Origin of the sequence: Oceanimonas sp. AH20CE76, from assembly GCF_039654065.1 — a bacterium.
Lineage (GTDB): Bacteria > Pseudomonadota > Gammaproteobacteria > Enterobacterales > Aeromonadaceae > Oceanimonas > Oceanimonas smirnovii.
Genome location: NZ_CP155481.1, coordinates 1659089 through 1674153, shown reverse-complemented (window position 1 = coordinate 1674153; position 15065 = coordinate 1659089). Strand labels below are relative to the sequence as shown.

Here is a 15065-nt window from a genome sequence, read left to right as displayed (position 1 = left end):
CAATCGCAGGCACAGCGACGGCTTTTCCATTGCGGCTGCGCCCCATTACAAAGCCGCGCGTGCTGCGAGCGTTAGCCATATTATGGAGCCTCATGCTTTTATATAAAATGTGTGACAATCAAAATTATGGGGTTACTTACATGAAGTTTTTATTGGCATTTTCGCTTTTAATACCATCCGTGGTTTTTGCAAGTAGTTCAAAGTTTCAGCAAGTTGAACAAGACGTTAAGGCAATTGAAGTTTCTCTTTCTGCTCGTATAGGTGTTTCCGTTCTTGATACTCAAAATGGAGAATATTGGGATTACAATGGCAATCAGCGCTTCCCGTTAACAAGTACTTTTAAAACAATAGCTTGCGCTAAATTACTATATGATGCTGAGCAAGGAAAAGTTAATCCCAATAGTACAGTCGAGATTAAGAAAGCAGATCTTGTGACCTATTCCCCTGTAATAGAAAAGCAAGTAGGGCAGGCAATCACACTCGATGATGCGTGCTTCGCAACTATGACTACAAGTGATAATACTGCGGCAAATATCATCCTAAGTGCTGTAGGTGGCCCCAAAGGCGTTACTGATTTTTTAAGACAAATTGGGGACAAAGAGACTCGTCTAGACCGTATTGAGCCTGATTTAAATGAAGGTAAGCTCGGTGATTTGAGGGATACGACAACTCCTAAGGCAATAGCCAGTACTTTGAATAAATTTTTATTTGGTTCCGCGCTATCTGAAATGAACCAGAAAAAATTAGAGTCTTGGATGGTGAACAATCAAGTCACTGGTAATTTACTACGTTCAGTATTGCCGGCGGGATGGAACATTGCGGATCGCTCAGGTGCTGGCGGATTTGGTGCTCGGAGTATTACAGCAGTTGTGTGGAGTGAGCATCAAGCCCCAATTATTGTGAGCATCTATCTAGCTCAAACACAGGCTTCAATGGCAGAGCGAAATGATGCGATTGTTAAAATTGGTCATTCAATTTTTGACGTTTATACATCACAGTCGCGCTGATAAGGCTAACAAGGCCATCAAGTTGACGGCTTTTCCGTCGCTTGTTTTGTGGTTTAACGCTACGCTACCACAAAACAATCAACTCCAAAGCCGCAACTTATGGCGGCGTTGTACGTAAACCTCGAAGGCAATTTTAGTATGAAAGAAAAGGTAGTTGTTGATAAAGCGATTTCACTCTATACCGAATCATTCGGCGACCCGGCCCATGAACCCATTATCCTGATCATGGGGGCAATGTCGTCTGCGGTGTGGTGGCCTGATGAGTTTTGCTCCCAACTAGCCAAAATGGGTCGCTATGTGATCCGGTACGACCACCGTGATACCGGGAAATCAACAAGCTATGAGCCAGGTCAAGCTCCATATTCCGTTGAAGAATTAGCAGATGATGTGGTTCGCGTCATTGATGGTTATGGTCTGGAAGCTGCTCATTTAGTCGGCATGTCTTTGGGGGGATTTCTTTCCCAGCTTGTAGCTCTCAAGTATCCGAAACGTGTGAAGAGCTTGACGCTGATTGCTTCAGAACGGCTTGCAGATGCAGATCCTGATATGCCCGCTTTTGATCCTGCCATCATTGAGTATCACCAACGGGCGGAATCGCTGGATTGGTCTGATAGAGATGCTGTCGTCGCGTATCAGGTCGGAGCGTGGCGAATCAACTCAGGTACTGCGCATGCTTTTGACGCTGAGAAGATACAAAATATCGCTGAGTTAAATTTTGATCGCACTCCGAATATCCTGACAACATTCAACCACACTACTTTAGGTGGTGGCGAGAGATGGCTCGGGAGATTAAATGAGATAGCTGTACCAACTTTGATCATTCACGGCACGGAGGATCCTGTACTTCCTTATGTGCATGGGTTGGCACTGAAAGATGCGATTCGTGGTTCAAAAATGCTGACACTCGAAGGCACGGGACATGAGTTGCATCATGAAGACTGGCCGAGGATTATCCAGGCGATTAAGGGGCAAACGTCATAGCTATCGGTTGCACCGTACAACAAGTTGCTGCACCGTAAAAATTACTCGCTGCGCTCGCAATTTTCCGGTGAGCAAGGCGTTAACCTCTGAGGAAGAATTGTGAAACTATCACTAATGGTAGCTATATCGAAGAATGGAGTTATCGGGAATGGCCCTGATATTCCATGGAGTGCCAAAGGTGAACAGCTCCTGTTTAAAGCTATTACCTATAACCAATGGCTGTTGGTTGGACGCAAGACTTTTGAATCAATGGGAGCATTACCCAACCGAAAGTATGCGGTCGTAACACGTTCAAGTTTTACATCTGACAATGAGAACGTATTGATCTTTCCATCAATTAAAGATGCTTTAACCAACCTAAAGAAAATAACGGATCATGTCATTGTTTCAGGTGGTGGGGAGATATACAAAAGCCTGATCGATCAAGTAGATACACTACATATATCTACAATAGACATCGAGCCGGAAGGTGATGTTTACTTTCCTGAAATCCCCAGCAATTTTAGGCCAGTTTTTACCCAAGACTTCGCCTCTAACATAAATTATAGTTACCAAATCTGGCAAAAGGGTTAACAAGTGGCAGCAACGGATTCGCAAACCTGTCACGCCTTTTGTACCAAAAGCCGCGCCAGGTTTGCGATCCGCTGTGCCAGGCGTTACATTTCTCGGTGCCACATAGGGAGTCAGGGTGAAAACATATAAATACTTGGGGAATGTATCTGCGGAGTGTTTCCTCAAAGACCAAACAGTAAGGTTTTCTCAGCCCAAAGCATTTAATGATCCGTTCGAGTTACAGCCAGAATTTCATGTATTGGATGAGGAATTTATTGAGGGTGAGGAGCGGCCATGCCAGTTCGTAATACATGGACACCAATCGTCTTATGAGAAGTATCTTCTTACCAACCACACGGCAGAAACTCAATCACGAAAATTAGATGGGAAGAACATCTTCTCGCAACTAAATGAGAAGATTGGCATCTTGTGTCTTACACGAGCAGAAACACTTATGCCGGCGAACTTCCTGATGTGGGCGCACTATGCAGAGTCACACCAGGGCATAGTAATTGAGTTTAAGCCAGATAGTGAATTCATCAAGAATTCTAGTCCAGTTCACTATCTTCCTCGCAGGCCAATTATTGATGCGAAGCTTTTGTATGAAAATGAATATGTGGCTATCGAAGATCTGTATTTTAAATCTGATATTTGGTCCTACGAAAATGAAATCAGAATAACAAAGCCATTGTCTGAATGTAGAAACCTAAACATCAAAGATGCATTAGGAAATGAAATATACGTTTCCGAAATCCCACTCAATAGTATTAAATGCATCTATTTAGGTTGTAATTCGAGTGATAGCATTAAATCAGAAGCTATCAAGCTCCATCAATCATCAGGCATTAATGTCGTCTTCTTAAAAGTGCATGATGAAGAGTACAAGCTAATACCTTATACCAATCTTGGTGGTACTTGGTCAGACATTTACAAAACCAGCGAACAGCTACTGTTCGATAGAGAAAAAATGTAACAAGTGGCTGCTAGGGACTGCATTACGCTACGCTCCATGCAGCCCTAGAGCCAGGCGTTATGTGAATGTAGAAAGTGAGTGCTAATGATGAATAGAAAGCAATTCATTGAGTCTGTCGGAGCGACTTGTAAAAACTGGAATTGGAGCTGGTCTTTTGTAAATCATGAAGAAAAGTTCATTGTTTTCGGTTTGTGGGATGTTCATCAAGATGGCTTGATTTTGGACGAAGATTGGTCTGGGCCAGGAAAAGGTCAGTCTATCGAGCACATTAGACTTGTTTTAGAAAAAGGCTATCAATTAAAAGTATTTCCGATGGAGTACACTAGAACTGAAGAGGGGCGTGCGAAAATAAAAAGCTTTGAGCCAGTTCTTATAGACAAGAATTTGGTCAAAGGAAGTGGTCGTTGGTACGCAGTTAGTGATAATGGTTCAGAGAAAACTGCAATCGCAGAAGAAGTTTTAGCGCCTGAAACATACATTGAAGGGGCTACATCAGTAATATCGGTTAATGCCTACGAAAGAAACCCAAAAGCGCGTATGGCCTGCATTGAGCATTATGGGTTTAAGTGTTTCATTTGTGGCTTTGATTTTGAAAGGTTTTATGGCGCTATTGGGAAAAGGTATATACATGTCCATCATGAAGTCGCTTTATCTTCACTGAAGAAAGAGTATGTCGTTGACCCGGTAAATGACCTAAAGCCACTTTGTCCTAATTGTCATGCAATCATTCATAGAACTCATCCACCAATGGCAGTAGATGAACTAAAAAACATTCTCAGAGAAAAGTCATGAGCGTACAAGCACATAACAAAGCAAAGCAGTTCGCGGCTATCGCCGCCGGACTCGCTAACGCTCGCCGCTGTTTGCGGCGTTAGTGTGCTCTGCTTCTTTGGGGTTGTGGCTCTGTTGTAAATCGTGCCAGAATTGAAACATCTAGCATCAGGGATTGTGCTAAATCAGTAGGTTTCCCGTTCGTTCCTGGTGCCACTTAGCAATATCGTAAAAGTGGCCAAGTCCAAATTCCTATCTTGGTGTGCCACTAGACAGTAAGTGGTCACGTCGAATTTAGTTTTCTTTTCTTCGTGCCATAAGTGAAATTGGTATCGTCGCCTAGAAATCAGTGATCTGGCTATAGTTCCCCGGACACACAGACGCAGGTAAGATCACCTGCCCATAAAAGGTGTGTGTCATGAGTCAGAAGAAAGCCTATACAGCTGAGTTTAAAGAAGCCGCCGTCAAGCTGGCAGTAGAGTCTGAGCAATCAGTCAATCAGACCGCCAGGGAGCTGGGGGTTAACGTCAATACGTTACATACCTGGATCGCCAAGTATCACCGCCAGCAGAGCACTGAGGGCGATGGTAAAGTGGGAGAGCAGCATCTCTATGAAGAGTTGAAGCAGCTGCGCCGGGAGAACGCCCGACTCAAGGAAGAGCGAGAGCTGCTAAAAAAGGCGGCCGCCTTCTTCGCCAAAGAATCTCGCTAAGGTATACCTTTATCGACGCCAATCAGGGCAGGTTCAGCACTGCTCTGATGTGCCGCGTGTTTGAAGTGTCTCGTAGTGGTTATTATGAGTGGCGGTCCAGGCCGCCCAGCCCACGAAAACAGCAGGAGAAGGCGTTGAAGGCGAAAATCCGGGAGCACCACGAAGAAAGCCGGGCAACCTATGGAACGCGGCGTATTCAGAAGAAGCTGACGGGAGACGATGAAGCCGTCAGTCGCCATCGGATTGCCCGACTGATGAAAGAGGAAGGGCTGGCATGCAAATTATTGGCAAAGCAGCCTATCTGAAAGAATATCATCGGCACTTTCAGGCCAATACTGAGCGTGATCGAGCTGTGTTGTCATATTTCTTCCTCGGCAAGGAAATTGTCAAAGATGCTCGCTACCAGTTCAGTGAACAAGATCTTACCGAGGCCTATGATGAAATGAGAAAAAATTATGCGTGTTGAGTCCCAAAAATGTGGGGATCCCTCAGCATTAAACGGTGGGTGTATAGCAACATTTCAACAAGGTACATATTTTTAGTTATATTGCTTAACAAAACTCTGCTAGGGATAAACCTACGCTCCGTTTCGTTTTTTCACAGAATTCGGCGTTATTTTATATTGAGATTAATTTTAAAATAGAAGGAAGGTTTTAGATGAAAAAGTTTTATGCATTTTCTATCTTTAGTATATTGGTTGCTTCTGGCTGTGCAAGCAACCCTTCTGTCAACTCAGGTGCTGATGCAGAAGAATATGCAGCTAATATTTATGGTAAAGAGTATAACTTCATCACAAAAGATGTTGTGCTGATTCCAGAACTTGATGGAAGCCATGATGATGAATATGGCCTATATGGATTAAGGTTAGCCTTCAAACCATTTTCAGATCATTGTCAACAGGATGGTGGTCAACTGCGCGCGTTAGAAAAGAAAAGCTTCTCTGGTTATGATTTGCCTACTCAACTGCATTGTATTAAACAAGGAGAGTTGATCTGGGGGATTAAACAAGGTTACTCCAATAGCCATAAGTATTACGCAAAAACAACTAGTACACCTTGGTATTTTACTACATTGAAACCTGTTTATTACACAGTCGACAGAGATGTTGAAGTGAATGGCCAAAATAACTGGGTGGATGATGATAGTGTAATTTCTTACTGCGCTAAGCAAGCAGGTCTTACTGGTGCAATACTGGATGAAGCAAAAAAAGAAAATGTGCATTATAAAAAAACAAAAACATATTCACAGCTAGAGTTTATGGAAGAGTCTGAACCAGGATTTAGAGACACTTTAGTAAATTTTGCAGTGTTAAGCAAACAGCATATGTCAAGAGAAACACTGACTTCCTTTTTTATGCATGCTTGTGTTTATGATTATGAATCAAATTCTAATTTTGTTTCAATTATGGCACCAGAGGTAGGAATGGAATGTGATATTTTTGAAGGTGATCGAAGATGTATAGATAACGTGTTTGTGAAAGTTACGGGTAGAGCTAATTAGATATATCTATAATATATTATATTATATTTTGAGTTGTGTGTGCGCGACTTGAAGAAAAACAAAGCTTTACAAAGTGCTTTTTATTTATGAGGTGAATATGAAAATAAAATATGCCCTGTTTTCATTGTTAACTTTGTCAGCTATTAGTGAAGTGCAAGCGAAAGTTAATGAAATAGCGATGGTTGGCGCTGCATTAACATATCAAGAAAAATGTTCATCAGTAGACAACATGGCTTCTGAACATGTTCAGACCGCATTCACTACGGCACAAGATGTTGGACTAACTCAAGAATCAGTATCAACAAATTCAGAACATCTAGGATCGCTTAATTATGGATTAGGATTAGCTGAGGGTGTATTCATTACTTACGATAGTATATTGAAAAAGCCATTAGCATATTCATGTAAGCAACTTTATATTGGGTTAATTGGTGAGGTTTACGGTCCGTAAAAAGTAAAGCTAAGGAGCGCTCAGCCTGGTCATAAGGGACAGCGGCGAGCGCGCCATCCCCCTCTGTCAGACTAGTTGTCCAGTTGGCGATGTCGCCTGAATTTAACCAATCTGGGGCGGTATGGGAGCATTCATGCCACGTTATTCCAAAGAACGAAAAGCCGCTGTATTGAAGAAATTGTTGCCTCCACAGAGCAGAAGTGTGGTGTCGGTGGCCACAGAGGAAGGCATATCCGATGTGACCCTGTATAGTTGGCTGAAACAGTGTCGAGAACAAGGAATGCCCGTGCCAGGTCATCGTAATACCGGGGAGGACTGGTCCCCTGAGTCCAAGCTGGCGGTTGTCATCGAAACAGCCTCCATGTCTGAGGTCGAACTCAGTACTTACTGCCGCGAGAAAGGCCTGTACCCAGAGCAGGTTCATCGCTGGAAAGCAGCCTGTCTCCAAGGTGCTGGCATGCAAGATGAACATCAGAAAACGGTTCAGAAGCAGCAACGGGAAGACCGTAAAACAATCAAGAAACTGAAATCGGAAGTGCGCCGTAAAGACCGGGCTCTGGCTGAAACCACTGCACTGCTGGTGCTGTCAAAAAAGCTCGATGCCTTGTACGGCGAAGATCCGGACAACAGCGAGGACGACTGACGCCGCTGGAGGAACGTACAAGGCTGCTGGACTTATTTAATCAAGCCGTTGCCGCTGGTGCTGCCCGGTACAAGGTCGCTGAGTTAATGGACATCAGCGAGCGTACCTTGAAACGCTGGCAAGCCGCTGACGGTCAAGTGACAGCAGATAAACGGCCCGAGGCAGAGCGAGTTGCACAACCGCACAAACTGACCCAGGCCGAGGAGCTGGCGATTCTGAATGTTTGTAATCAACCACAGTACCGGAGCTTGCCCCCGTCGCAGATAGTGCCCTCACTGGCAGACAAAGGCATTTACCTGGCCTCGGAATCGTCGTTCTATCGTGTGCTAAAAAAGCATCAGCAGCAACATCATCGCGGCCGTACGAAACCGCGGCATAAGGGAATGGCTGCAACCCAATCATATGCTCAAGACGGCCACTATGATTTTTCCTGCTTTGTGCTTATTCTACTGGGCAAGAGCAAAGGCAAGGAGAGGCCGTGCCACACACGGCACAGGACACTTAACAAGTCAAAGCAGCAAGGACTCGTTTTCCGCTGCGCTCCAAACGAGCCGTAAATGCGGGCGTTAGCCGCAAAAGGCGATCCATCAATCGCCAATGCTAGCTCGTACATCTGCAATAGTTATAAATAGTTTGTTTTCAGCATCTTGAAATGCAGTGAAACCATATTTTTCGTAGAAGTATTCGGCACCGTCTTTAGCGTCAACTATAACGAGAGGAAAGGCTACAGTTTCACTGGCCATTAGCAATTTTTTAAGTGCATCAATAAGTAACCATTCACCATAGCCATTACCTTTGTATCGTTGGTCAACAGCAAGTCGGGCGATCAAGCCGCCAGAGCTGGCATTTTGATGTTTCTTCTGTAGTTTTGTTGGTAATGATGTTAAATCAATAGGTGTCATGGTTAGTGTGTAATAGCCAATGACATGTTCGGTACAGTTTGCATCTTCAAGTACAAAAGTACGGGTGTTGTCTTTCTTGGCCTGTTGACTTGCCATGATTTTCAAATAATTGTTTAGAGCATCAATACCACAATCAAAGCGATGACGGTCGTGTTTAACTTTGTCTAATTGTACCGTCTTCATTATTGCGTTTTGTCCTTGTAACGAGCAGCTGCCCGTTGCAGACGCGCATTAGGTTTTGCTGGTTCATCAAGAGCATCCATGAGCATCATGGCATCACGTTGACTGAGCTTAAGTGCTCGTTCACGTTCCATAATCTGTTTTGCTTTTTCAACAGCGGCACTAAGAACGAATGAGTTAATACTAGACATGCCGGCGATAGCAGTAGCTTGTGATAGTAATTCTTGAGTATCAATGTCTACACGGGCAGTGATACGTGGTAATGCAGCGGCCATACAAACCTCCATTGAGTGTCAAAGTGGCACATGAAGAGTATGGCATGGTTGTTTGAGATTGGCAATTGTTGTGTCATTTTGGCACGTGGCTAACAAGGCCATCAAGTTGACGCTAACGCGTCGGCTGATTGAAGCGTTGACCCTGTTTCAACAGGGTAGTTTCCGTATCAATGTGTCATGTCCAGTTAGCTGTACAGGTCATAACCTGGAAGCTATGTTGGACGATGTGGTGAACGATGCCGACACCACCATCATCACTCGCCGAGATTCAGAAGACTTGTTTACGCCGTAGATGATCAAGCCATCACTATTGTTTCGTGTCGTTACCACTACTGAAATTTGCTTCACGCACAAGAAGTTAACTTAAGGGTTGCGAATCCTATGTTTGCGGGAGAAGGTGCCACCCTCTGCTTTCTCCGCCTGTTTAAGGGCAGACTCAGCCACGGATGCAGGTGAGGCCAGGCCGAGTGCCTGCAAGGCGGTTTCTGCGTTTGCGGCCCGCGCTTCAAAGGCGTGCAACGCAGCCAGGGTTTTCTCATCCAGGCGTCCCTTAAGCTCAAAGTATTTCAGTCGCGGGTAGCGCCCTGCCAGCGCCACGCCCCAGTTAAGGGCGGGGTTCCACCATGAGTTGATTTCGCGGCCCTTGCCGGCTTGGTGCTGCGCTATTACGTCATCCAGTGCACCGTTCAGCAGCTTGAGGTCAAAGTCGGTGCCTGGTACAGGGCCATCGCCATAGGCGTCTACGCCGGTTTTTGAGGGGCCGGTGCGGGTGTCGCGATAGCGGGCGAGGGTCATCATGTCGCTTGCCAGCACGGGCTCGTTCACCGGCAGGCGAGCGGCATCAGGGTCGCCCATCAGCTGGCCCCAGGACATACGAATAAAGGTGTGCTGATCTTCCATGCCGGGATGGGTGCATCTCAGGCCAATGGCATAGGCTTCCAGATCTTCCTGCATAAACTGAAACCCGGTGTAGCGCGCCCAGCGCACCACAAGAAACTCATGGGGGGCGGCACCGGGTAGATGAAAATTCACCTCCTGCAGGTAGTCCAGCACTATTCGCACCTGTTCGTCCGACAGTTCCATATCCTGGTGCAGCGGGTACATACCGTCAAAGGTGTTGCGCACCGGTCTTTGCCGCGCGGCCATGCAGGCATCCAGCTCGGCTTGCGTGCGCAGGCGTGTTTTTTTCAGGGTCATAAAACTCTTTCCTTTATTCGCGAGCGGTCAGATCAGCTGGTTGCGGTCGAAAAAGTCGGTGTCTTCAAAGAAGCCACCGCGACCCTCAAGGATAATGTCGTAGCGGTTTACCACCTCAATCCGTTCCAGCCACTTGAGGCTGCGAAACCCGGTTGAGGTTTCCAGGCGAAGCCGCACCGGCGCGCCATTTTTGGCCGGGATCTCGCCTTCGTCGTTCAGCTCAAAGGCAATCAGCGTCTGAGGCATGCGCGCTTCAACCATGGGAGTGGACTCATAGTAGCTTCCCCCTTCATAGAGAACATCGTCGCGGCCCATGTTCTGAAAGCTGGTGTACACCACATCGGTGGCACCGGGCAGGGGCTTAACCAGGTCCAACAGATCAGCCATAGTAATGCCGCGCCAGCGCCCGATGGAGCTGAAGCCCTGCACACAGTGGTGCAGTGTGGTTTGTGAGTGGCCTGCGGCCAGCTCGTGCAGCTCTGCAATGGTCAGGGTCATGGGGCGTTCAACGTAACCGCCAATCTCAAGCACATAGTCGTCTTCATAGCCGTTGGCCATCAGCGCCAGGTACTCGGGAGTTTCGGGTGGCCGTCCGCTGCCACGAAAGTTTTGTGTGGCGTTCTTCAGCCCCACGTCTTTACCTGTGATATTGGAGCGGTCGTAGTGCATGCGCGCGGGCAGTTTATACAGCAGGTTGGACCATGGCCGCACAATCCGGTTATGCAATCTCTCAACGGCACGGCCGTCCGCCAGGGTCCAGCGGGTGGCCACCACATGCAGCGTAATAACGAGCGCAAGGCCAAAGGTGAAAATAGCGCCGCCCAGCACCGGGTTGTTGGAGTGGCCCAACACCATTTTGGAGGTTTCGTGCAGGTAGCCGTGAAGAAACACCAGCGGCAGGTGCACGGCAAAGAAGGCAACATAGCCGACCAGACACAAAAAATGCGTGCTGCGGATCACCTGGCGGCCACCGAGTAATCGGGTAATGCGCGAAAAGTGGTTGGCAATGGCCGGAGACTGAAAGGCACCGGTCAGAATGACCAAAGGCGTGAGTATCAGCACCACAAAACCGTAAGAGAGTTGCTGCAGCGCATTAAACACCATGCCATCGGCGGGGTGGGGCATGGTAAAGGCAAGATAGGCCAGCATATCGTGGCCTGCCTGAGTAAAGGTGTCCCAGCTGGTGGGCACATAGCGCCGCCACTGGCCGGTCACCAGCAGCAATATAAAGTAAATGAGCCAGCAGGTCACAAAGCCGGTCACTGTGATGAAATGCCAGTAACGGCCCAGACCCAGCTGGCGATGGCCGGGCAGCGATATACGCGGGGAGTAGTCACTGTCTTCGCCGCCTACTGTGTAGTACTTGTGCTTGGGCTCCTGCTGAACCGTAAATTTGGCCCAGGCGGTGCCGGGCACTGTGTGCTGGGAACGGTAAAGCTTGGGGTAGGTACCCAGAATTTCCAGGCCTGAGCGAACCAGAAACGAAATAAAGATGATGTTGAGAAAGTGCTCCACACGAAGCCACCACGGAAATCCGAGATCCATTGATACAGCCTTGTCAGTCTAAAAAGTGTTGGTTATCGGGAGCGGCAACGATCATGCCGTAGTGCAGTGCCCAGGAAAGCACCAGATAAGCGAGTGAAGCCAGCAGCGTCAGGTTCCAGATGGCGGCGGCAACCACACTGGCCCCGTTCCATACATAGGGCGCATTGCCAAGCAGGCCGCCAAGGTAGATAAGCAGTGAGGAGAGCGCAATGGGCAGGCCCCATTTCCAGATGCGGACAGAGGTGAGTAAACCAAGGGCAACGAACAGGGCAGCCGCCCCGCACACACTCCACAAGGTCTGGTTTGCGTATTGAAAGGGCTCATGGCCGGATAAGGCAACAGATGCGGAAGCACCGCCGATCACGGCAATAACGGCCACCAGCAGCAGGCGGGTGGTGCGCGGCAGATTGATGCGAATGTAGCGCAAAAACGGAGCGCGCTTGTTGCCCGGTGTTATGTGTTCAAGCACTGGCCGGGTTGCGTTTGGTGTGCCACGAAAGTCCACACCGGCACGCAGCGCGGGGGAGTTTTCGTCTTCCATTGCCATGCATTGCCTCCATCAAAAATTATTTATCACCAGTTGGTGTCAGTTGACGCTATGTTATCATGAGCGCCATTAAAATTCATGGGATGGAATAATGAAAGTGTTTATATGGATAGGGATCACACTGCTGCTATTGGTTATTGCCTATTTTCTGGTGGTGTTTGTTTTTTCATCATATGTGAGCAGTCCCGGTTCATATAATGCGGTGGCTTATAACAGCAAGCTGAGTAATCAGTATTATCAGCAGGACGGCAAGGTAATTTATGTGCTGGATGGCAACTTCTTTCAGGTGGGAGGCAAAGAGGTGGCAGCGGCCGATCCTGATAGCTTTACGGTAATAAACCAGCATTACGCAAAAGACCGCCATCATGTCTATTACAACGGCCAGCCTGTGGCAGAGGCGAGCCCCGCCGACCCGGCAAAAGTGATTGATGCAGATTATCTTGTCAGTAACAACAAGGTTTTTGGTTATGGTAAGCAGATTGAGGGCGCGGATGCAGACTCTTTCTCTTACCTTTATGGCGCTTACTCCATGGATAAAGATTATCTGTATCATTACATCGATACCAAAATTCCGCGCACTGCAGTGCCTGCTGCCATCTCCGGGGGGCACGATCGTTATATCAGGCATGGTGAACAGGTGCTGTATTTGGGTAAAGTGATCAGTGATGACGCCGACCATTTTGAGATCATTGATGATGAATACGCCAAAGATGCCGCCCATGTTTACGCCAACGGCGAGCTTGTTGCAGGCATGGTGCCCGAGGGCTTTACCGTGCTCTCTCCTTATTACAGAAAAGATAAACATCAGGCTTATTATTTTAATACGCCCATTTCTGGCAGTGATCCTGCCAGCTTCACCGTGATGAATGATGCCATTTCAAAAGATAAGTATCATGTTTATTATAATGGCAACCTGGTTGAAAACAGAACGCCATCGGAAGTGACTCGCTCTGAAGCCGATGAGTTGAAAAAACTATGGAAGTGGCGGGCCCTGCATTTGAATGCAACCACGGTGATATTGGTTCCTCATGACGATGTGTCTGATATTACCAATGATTATTATGTTTATAACAATGAGGTTTATTCCAGAAGTGAAAAGCTGGCTGGAATTAATCCTGAAGGTGTTATCGTTCTGGATGAGAATGACAAGGCCTTTGTGCGCATCGGTGATCAGGTTTTTTATTATAACACTGCCATTGCTGGTGCCGATGCCGAGACCTTTACTGTGCTCACGAATCGTTTTTCAAAAGATGTCAGCCATGTCTATTGGGGTGAGCACAGAGTAACAAATGCCAGGCCATCCACATTTGAATATAAAAATAATTTATATGCCGGTGAAAATGACGCGGGCGAGTATGTTTTAAAAATGGCGGAGTATTAAGGGGATGAGTGCCATTCTGATACAATGCTGCCGGCATAACAATTTGGAGAAACACCATGAGCACATATCCCATAGGTATCCCCGGCCAGCCCTGGGGCGAGGCGGAGCGCGCCGAATGGCTGGCGCTGCAGCGCCGCCAGCGTAGTTATAAAGAAGAAGTGCTTGCGGCCATTGAGCGCCTGGCTTCGCGTTTTGAGGTGCAGCAATATGGCGAGCTGACTGTTGGCGATGAGCGTTTTCCGCTGATGGCCATTCGTAACCAATGGCAGGAGGGTTTGCCGGTGGTGCTGGTAACCGGCGGTGTGCACGGTTATGAAACCAGCGGTGTGCACGGGGCACTGCAGTTTGTGGAGCAGCACGGCGAGCGTTATACCGGCCGGGTTAATTTGCTGGTGGCACCCTGCGTCAGCCCCTGGGCTTATGAGCGTATTCATCGCTGGAATGCTAACGCAGTAGATCCGAACCGTTCATTCAGGAAAAACAGCCCGGCAGTGGAGTCAGCGGCACTCATGCAACTGGTGGCACAGCTGCAGGAGCACGTATTGCTGCATATTGATCTGCACGAGACCACGGACACCGATGAAAGCGAGTTTCGCCCGGCGCTGGCGGCACGAGATGGCAAGCCCTATGAGCCTTGCGGCATTCCCGATGGCTTTTATCTGGTGGATGACAGCGAGAGCCCGCAGCCTGATTTTCAGCAGGCGGTGATCGCAGCGGTGGAAAAGGTCACTCACATTGCACCGGCGGATGACAAGGGGGAGATCATCGGCTCACCCGTGGTGGCCAGAGGGGTGATTGAATATCCGCTCACAAAACTTGGCCTGTGTGCCGGCATGACCAACGCCCGTTACAAAACCACCACGGAAGTCTACCCCGACAGCCCCCGCGCCACGCCCGAGCAGTGCAATGCTGCCCAGGTGGCGGCAGTGTGTGCGGCCATGGATTATGCGCTCTCATGATTAAGCCCATTACACGTTCGGAATTTGAATCCTTCTGGCCTGTGTTCTCCCGGGTGATTCAGGCGCAGGAAACCTATGCCTTTGCGCCGGACATGGCCCTGGAGCAGGCCTATGAGTTGTGGTGCGAGCTGCCGCTGAGAACCTTTGTGTATGTTGAGCAGGGTGAGGTGCTGGGCTCGTATTACATCAAGGCCAATGCCGCCGGGCCGGGCAGCCATGTGTGCAACTGCGGCTACATGGTGTCCGAGCAGGCCAGGGGCAAGGGCATTGCTCAAGCACTGTGCGAGCACTCCCGGCAGCAGGCGCTGGCCCTTGGCTTTAAGGCCATGCAGTTTAACAGCGTGGTTTCCACCAACGAGGTGGCGGTGCGGCTGTGGCAAAAGCTCGGCTTTGACATTGTTGGCCGGGTTCCCGGGGCATACCGGCATGCGCGGCTTGGGTATGTGGATACTTTTGTGATGTACAAATGGCTGGCCGATGAGGGTTGAA

20 protein-coding genes are annotated in these 15065 nt (G+C 48.2%); 15 read left to right on the top strand and 5 right to left on the bottom strand.

Going from position 1 to position 15065, the window contains the following annotated elements:
* Nucleotides 1-140: 140 nt before the first annotated feature.
* From N2M06_RS08190 to N2M06_RS08135, 12 genes are all read left to right on the top strand, one after another.
* The gene (locus N2M06_RS08190) at nt 141-1007 is read left to right on the top strand and encodes a PSE family carbenicillin-hydrolyzing class A beta-lactamase CARB-2 (RefSeq protein WP_001931474.1); all 867 of its coding nucleotides are present in this window, start codon (nt 141-143) and stop codon (nt 1005-1007) included.
* Nucleotides 1008-1145: 138 nt separating this feature from the next.
* Nucleotides 1146-1988: an alpha/beta fold putative hydrolase EstX gene (estX, locus tag N2M06_RS08185; protein WP_001456218.1), complete on the top strand. Its 843-nt coding sequence runs from the start codon at nt 1146-1148 to the stop codon at nt 1986-1988.
* 99 nt (nt 1989-2087) lie between these two features.
* Nucleotides 2088-2561 (top strand): trimethoprim-resistant dihydrofolate reductase DfrA1, encoded by a 474-nt coding sequence (gene dfrA1 / locus N2M06_RS08180; protein WP_000777554.1) that lies wholly within the window; start codon nt 2088-2090, stop codon nt 2559-2561.
* A 115-nt stretch (nt 2562-2676) separates the two neighbouring features.
* Nucleotides 2677-3513: a DUF2971 domain-containing protein gene (locus N2M06_RS08175; protein WP_346350498.1), complete on the top strand. Its 837-nt coding sequence runs from the start codon at nt 2677-2679 to the stop codon at nt 3511-3513.
* 84 nt (nt 3514-3597) lie between these two features.
* The gene (locus N2M06_RS08170; RefSeq protein ID WP_346350497.1) at nt 3598-4305 is read left to right on the top strand and encodes a hypothetical protein; all 708 of its coding nucleotides are present in this window, start codon (nt 3598-3600) and stop codon (nt 4303-4305) included.
* A 397-nt stretch (nt 4306-4702) separates the two neighbouring features.
* Nucleotides 4703-4996 (top strand): transposase, encoded by a 294-nt coding sequence (locus N2M06_RS08165; RefSeq protein ID WP_346350496.1) that lies wholly within the window; start codon nt 4703-4705, stop codon nt 4994-4996.
* 134 nt (nt 4997-5130) lie between these two features.
* Nucleotides 5131-5301 carry an IS3 family transposase gene (locus N2M06_RS08160; protein WP_346350495.1) on the top strand — a complete coding sequence of 57 codons (171 nt, stop codon included), beginning with the start codon at nt 5131-5133 and terminating at the stop codon, nt 5299-5301.
* Complete coding sequence (locus N2M06_RS08155) at nt 5271-5462, top strand: hypothetical protein (RefSeq protein WP_346350494.1); 192 nt, start codon at nt 5271-5273, stop codon at nt 5460-5462. Before N2M06_RS08160 ends, N2M06_RS08155 begins: the two co-directional genes overlap by 31 nt.
* Nucleotides 5463-5653: 191 nt before the next feature.
* Nucleotides 5654-6496, top strand: a complete 843-nt coding sequence (locus N2M06_RS08150) for a hypothetical protein (protein ID WP_346350493.1) — start codon at nt 5654-5656, stop codon at nt 6494-6496.
* A 97-nt stretch (nt 6497-6593) separates the two neighbouring features.
* Complete coding sequence (locus tag N2M06_RS08145; protein WP_346350492.1) at nt 6594-6947, top strand: hypothetical protein; 354 nt, start codon at nt 6594-6596, stop codon at nt 6945-6947.
* A gap of 133 nt (nt 6948-7080) precedes the next feature.
* On the top strand, nt 7081-7590 hold the full coding sequence (locus N2M06_RS08140; RefSeq protein WP_346350491.1) for a transposase: 510 nt from the start codon (nt 7081-7083) through the stop codon (nt 7588-7590).
* Nucleotides 7591-7676: 86 nt separating this feature from the next.
* On the top strand, nt 7677-8147 hold the full coding sequence (locus N2M06_RS08135; RefSeq protein ID WP_346350490.1) for a helix-turn-helix domain-containing protein: 471 nt from the start codon (nt 7677-7679) through the stop codon (nt 8145-8147).
* A gap of 30 nt (nt 8148-8177) precedes the next feature.
* Here the strand turns inward: N2M06_RS08135 and N2M06_RS08130 are convergent, their stop codons facing one another.
* The 5 genes from N2M06_RS08130 to N2M06_RS08110 form a co-directional block, all read right to left on the bottom strand.
* Nucleotides 8178-8678 (bottom strand): GNAT family N-acetyltransferase, encoded by a 501-nt coding sequence (locus N2M06_RS08130; protein WP_346352164.1) that lies wholly within the window; start codon nt 8676-8678, stop codon nt 8178-8180.
* The gene (locus N2M06_RS08125; RefSeq protein ID WP_228212957.1) at nt 8675-8947 is read right to left on the bottom strand and encodes a DUF1778 domain-containing protein; all 273 of its coding nucleotides are present in this window, start codon (nt 8945-8947) and stop codon (nt 8675-8677) included. Before N2M06_RS08125 ends, N2M06_RS08130 begins: the two co-directional genes overlap by 4 nt.
* Nucleotides 8948-9310: 363 nt before the next feature.
* Nucleotides 9311-10144, bottom strand: coding sequence for a hypothetical protein (locus N2M06_RS08120; protein ID WP_346350489.1), 834 nt, complete (start codon nt 10142-10144; stop codon nt 9311-9313).
* A 27-nt stretch (nt 10145-10171) separates the two neighbouring features.
* The gene (locus tag N2M06_RS08115) at nt 10172-11689 is read right to left on the bottom strand and encodes a molybdopterin-dependent oxidoreductase (RefSeq protein ID WP_346350488.1); all 1518 of its coding nucleotides are present in this window, start codon (nt 11687-11689) and stop codon (nt 10172-10174) included.
* A 13-nt stretch (nt 11690-11702) separates the two neighbouring features.
* Nucleotides 11703-12236, bottom strand: a complete 534-nt coding sequence (locus N2M06_RS08110; RefSeq protein ID WP_346350487.1) for a hypothetical protein — start codon at nt 12234-12236, stop codon at nt 11703-11705.
* Nucleotides 12237-12327: 91 nt separating this feature from the next.
* On the opposite strand from N2M06_RS08110, the gene N2M06_RS08105 reads away from it, so the two are divergent.
* From N2M06_RS08105 to N2M06_RS08095, 3 genes are read left to right on the top strand one after another with little or no spacing between them, the layout of a single operon-like run.
* Complete coding sequence (locus N2M06_RS08105) at nt 12328-13617, top strand: DKNYY domain-containing protein (protein ID WP_346350486.1); 1290 nt, start codon at nt 12328-12330, stop codon at nt 13615-13617.
* A gap of 56 nt (nt 13618-13673) precedes the next feature.
* Nucleotides 13674-14576 (top strand): M14 family metallocarboxypeptidase, encoded by a 903-nt coding sequence (locus tag N2M06_RS08100; protein WP_346350485.1) that lies wholly within the window; start codon nt 13674-13676, stop codon nt 14574-14576.
* Nucleotides 14573-15064, top strand: coding sequence for a GNAT family N-acetyltransferase (locus N2M06_RS08095; protein ID WP_346350484.1), 492 nt, complete (start codon nt 14573-14575; stop codon nt 15062-15064). The genes N2M06_RS08100 and N2M06_RS08095 overlap by 4 nt, the downstream gene beginning before the upstream one ends.
* Nucleotide 15065: the final 1 nt, after the last annotated feature.

Excerpts from the sequence above, each read along its gene's own strand:
- N2M06_RS08105 (WP_346350486.1), top strand. The coding sequence starts at position 12,328 with ATGAAAGTGTTTATATGGATAGGGATCACACTGCTGCTATTGGTTATT.
- N2M06_RS08190 (WP_001931474.1), top strand. The coding sequence starts at position 141 with ATGAAGTTTTTATTGGCATTTTCGCTTTTAATACCATCCGTGGTTTTT.
- N2M06_RS08115 (WP_346350488.1), bottom strand. The coding sequence starts at position 11,689 with ATGGATCTCGGATTTCCGTGGTGGCTTCGTGTGGAGCACTTTCTCAAC.
- N2M06_RS08110 (WP_346350487.1), bottom strand. The coding sequence starts at position 12,236 with ATGGCAATGGAAGACGAAAACTCCCCCGCGCTGCGTGCCGGTGTGGAC.
- N2M06_RS08145 (WP_346350492.1), top strand. The coding sequence starts at position 6,594 with ATGAAAATAAAATATGCCCTGTTTTCATTGTTAACTTTGTCAGCTATT.
- estX (WP_001456218.1), top strand. The coding sequence starts at position 1,146 with ATGAAAGAAAAGGTAGTTGTTGATAAAGCGATTTCACTCTATACCGAA.
- N2M06_RS08125 (WP_228212957.1), bottom strand. The coding sequence starts at position 8,947 with ATGGCCGCTGCATTACCACGTATCACTGCCCGTGTAGACATTGATACT.
- N2M06_RS08135 (WP_346350490.1), top strand. The coding sequence starts at position 7,677 with ATGGACATCAGCGAGCGTACCTTGAAACGCTGGCAAGCCGCTGACGGT.
- N2M06_RS08100 (WP_346350485.1), top strand. The coding sequence starts at position 13,674 with ATGAGCACATATCCCATAGGTATCCCCGGCCAGCCCTGGGGCGAGGCG.
- N2M06_RS08150 (WP_346350493.1), top strand. The coding sequence starts at position 5,654 with ATGAAAAAGTTTTATGCATTTTCTATCTTTAGTATATTGGTTGCTTCT.
- N2M06_RS08155 (WP_346350494.1), top strand. The coding sequence starts at position 5,271 with ATGCAAATTATTGGCAAAGCAGCCTATCTGAAAGAATATCATCGGCAC.
- N2M06_RS08120 (WP_346350489.1), bottom strand. The coding sequence starts at position 10,144 with ATGACCCTGAAAAAAACACGCCTGCGCACGCAAGCCGAGCTGGATGCC.
- N2M06_RS08170 (WP_346350497.1), top strand. The coding sequence starts at position 3,598 with ATGATGAATAGAAAGCAATTCATTGAGTCTGTCGGAGCGACTTGTAAA.
- N2M06_RS08095 (WP_346350484.1), top strand. The coding sequence starts at position 14,573 with ATGATTAAGCCCATTACACGTTCGGAATTTGAATCCTTCTGGCCTGTG.
- N2M06_RS08165 (WP_346350496.1), top strand. The coding sequence starts at position 4,703 with ATGAGTCAGAAGAAAGCCTATACAGCTGAGTTTAAAGAAGCCGCCGTC.
- N2M06_RS08140 (WP_346350491.1), top strand. The coding sequence starts at position 7,081 with ATGCCACGTTATTCCAAAGAACGAAAAGCCGCTGTATTGAAGAAATTG.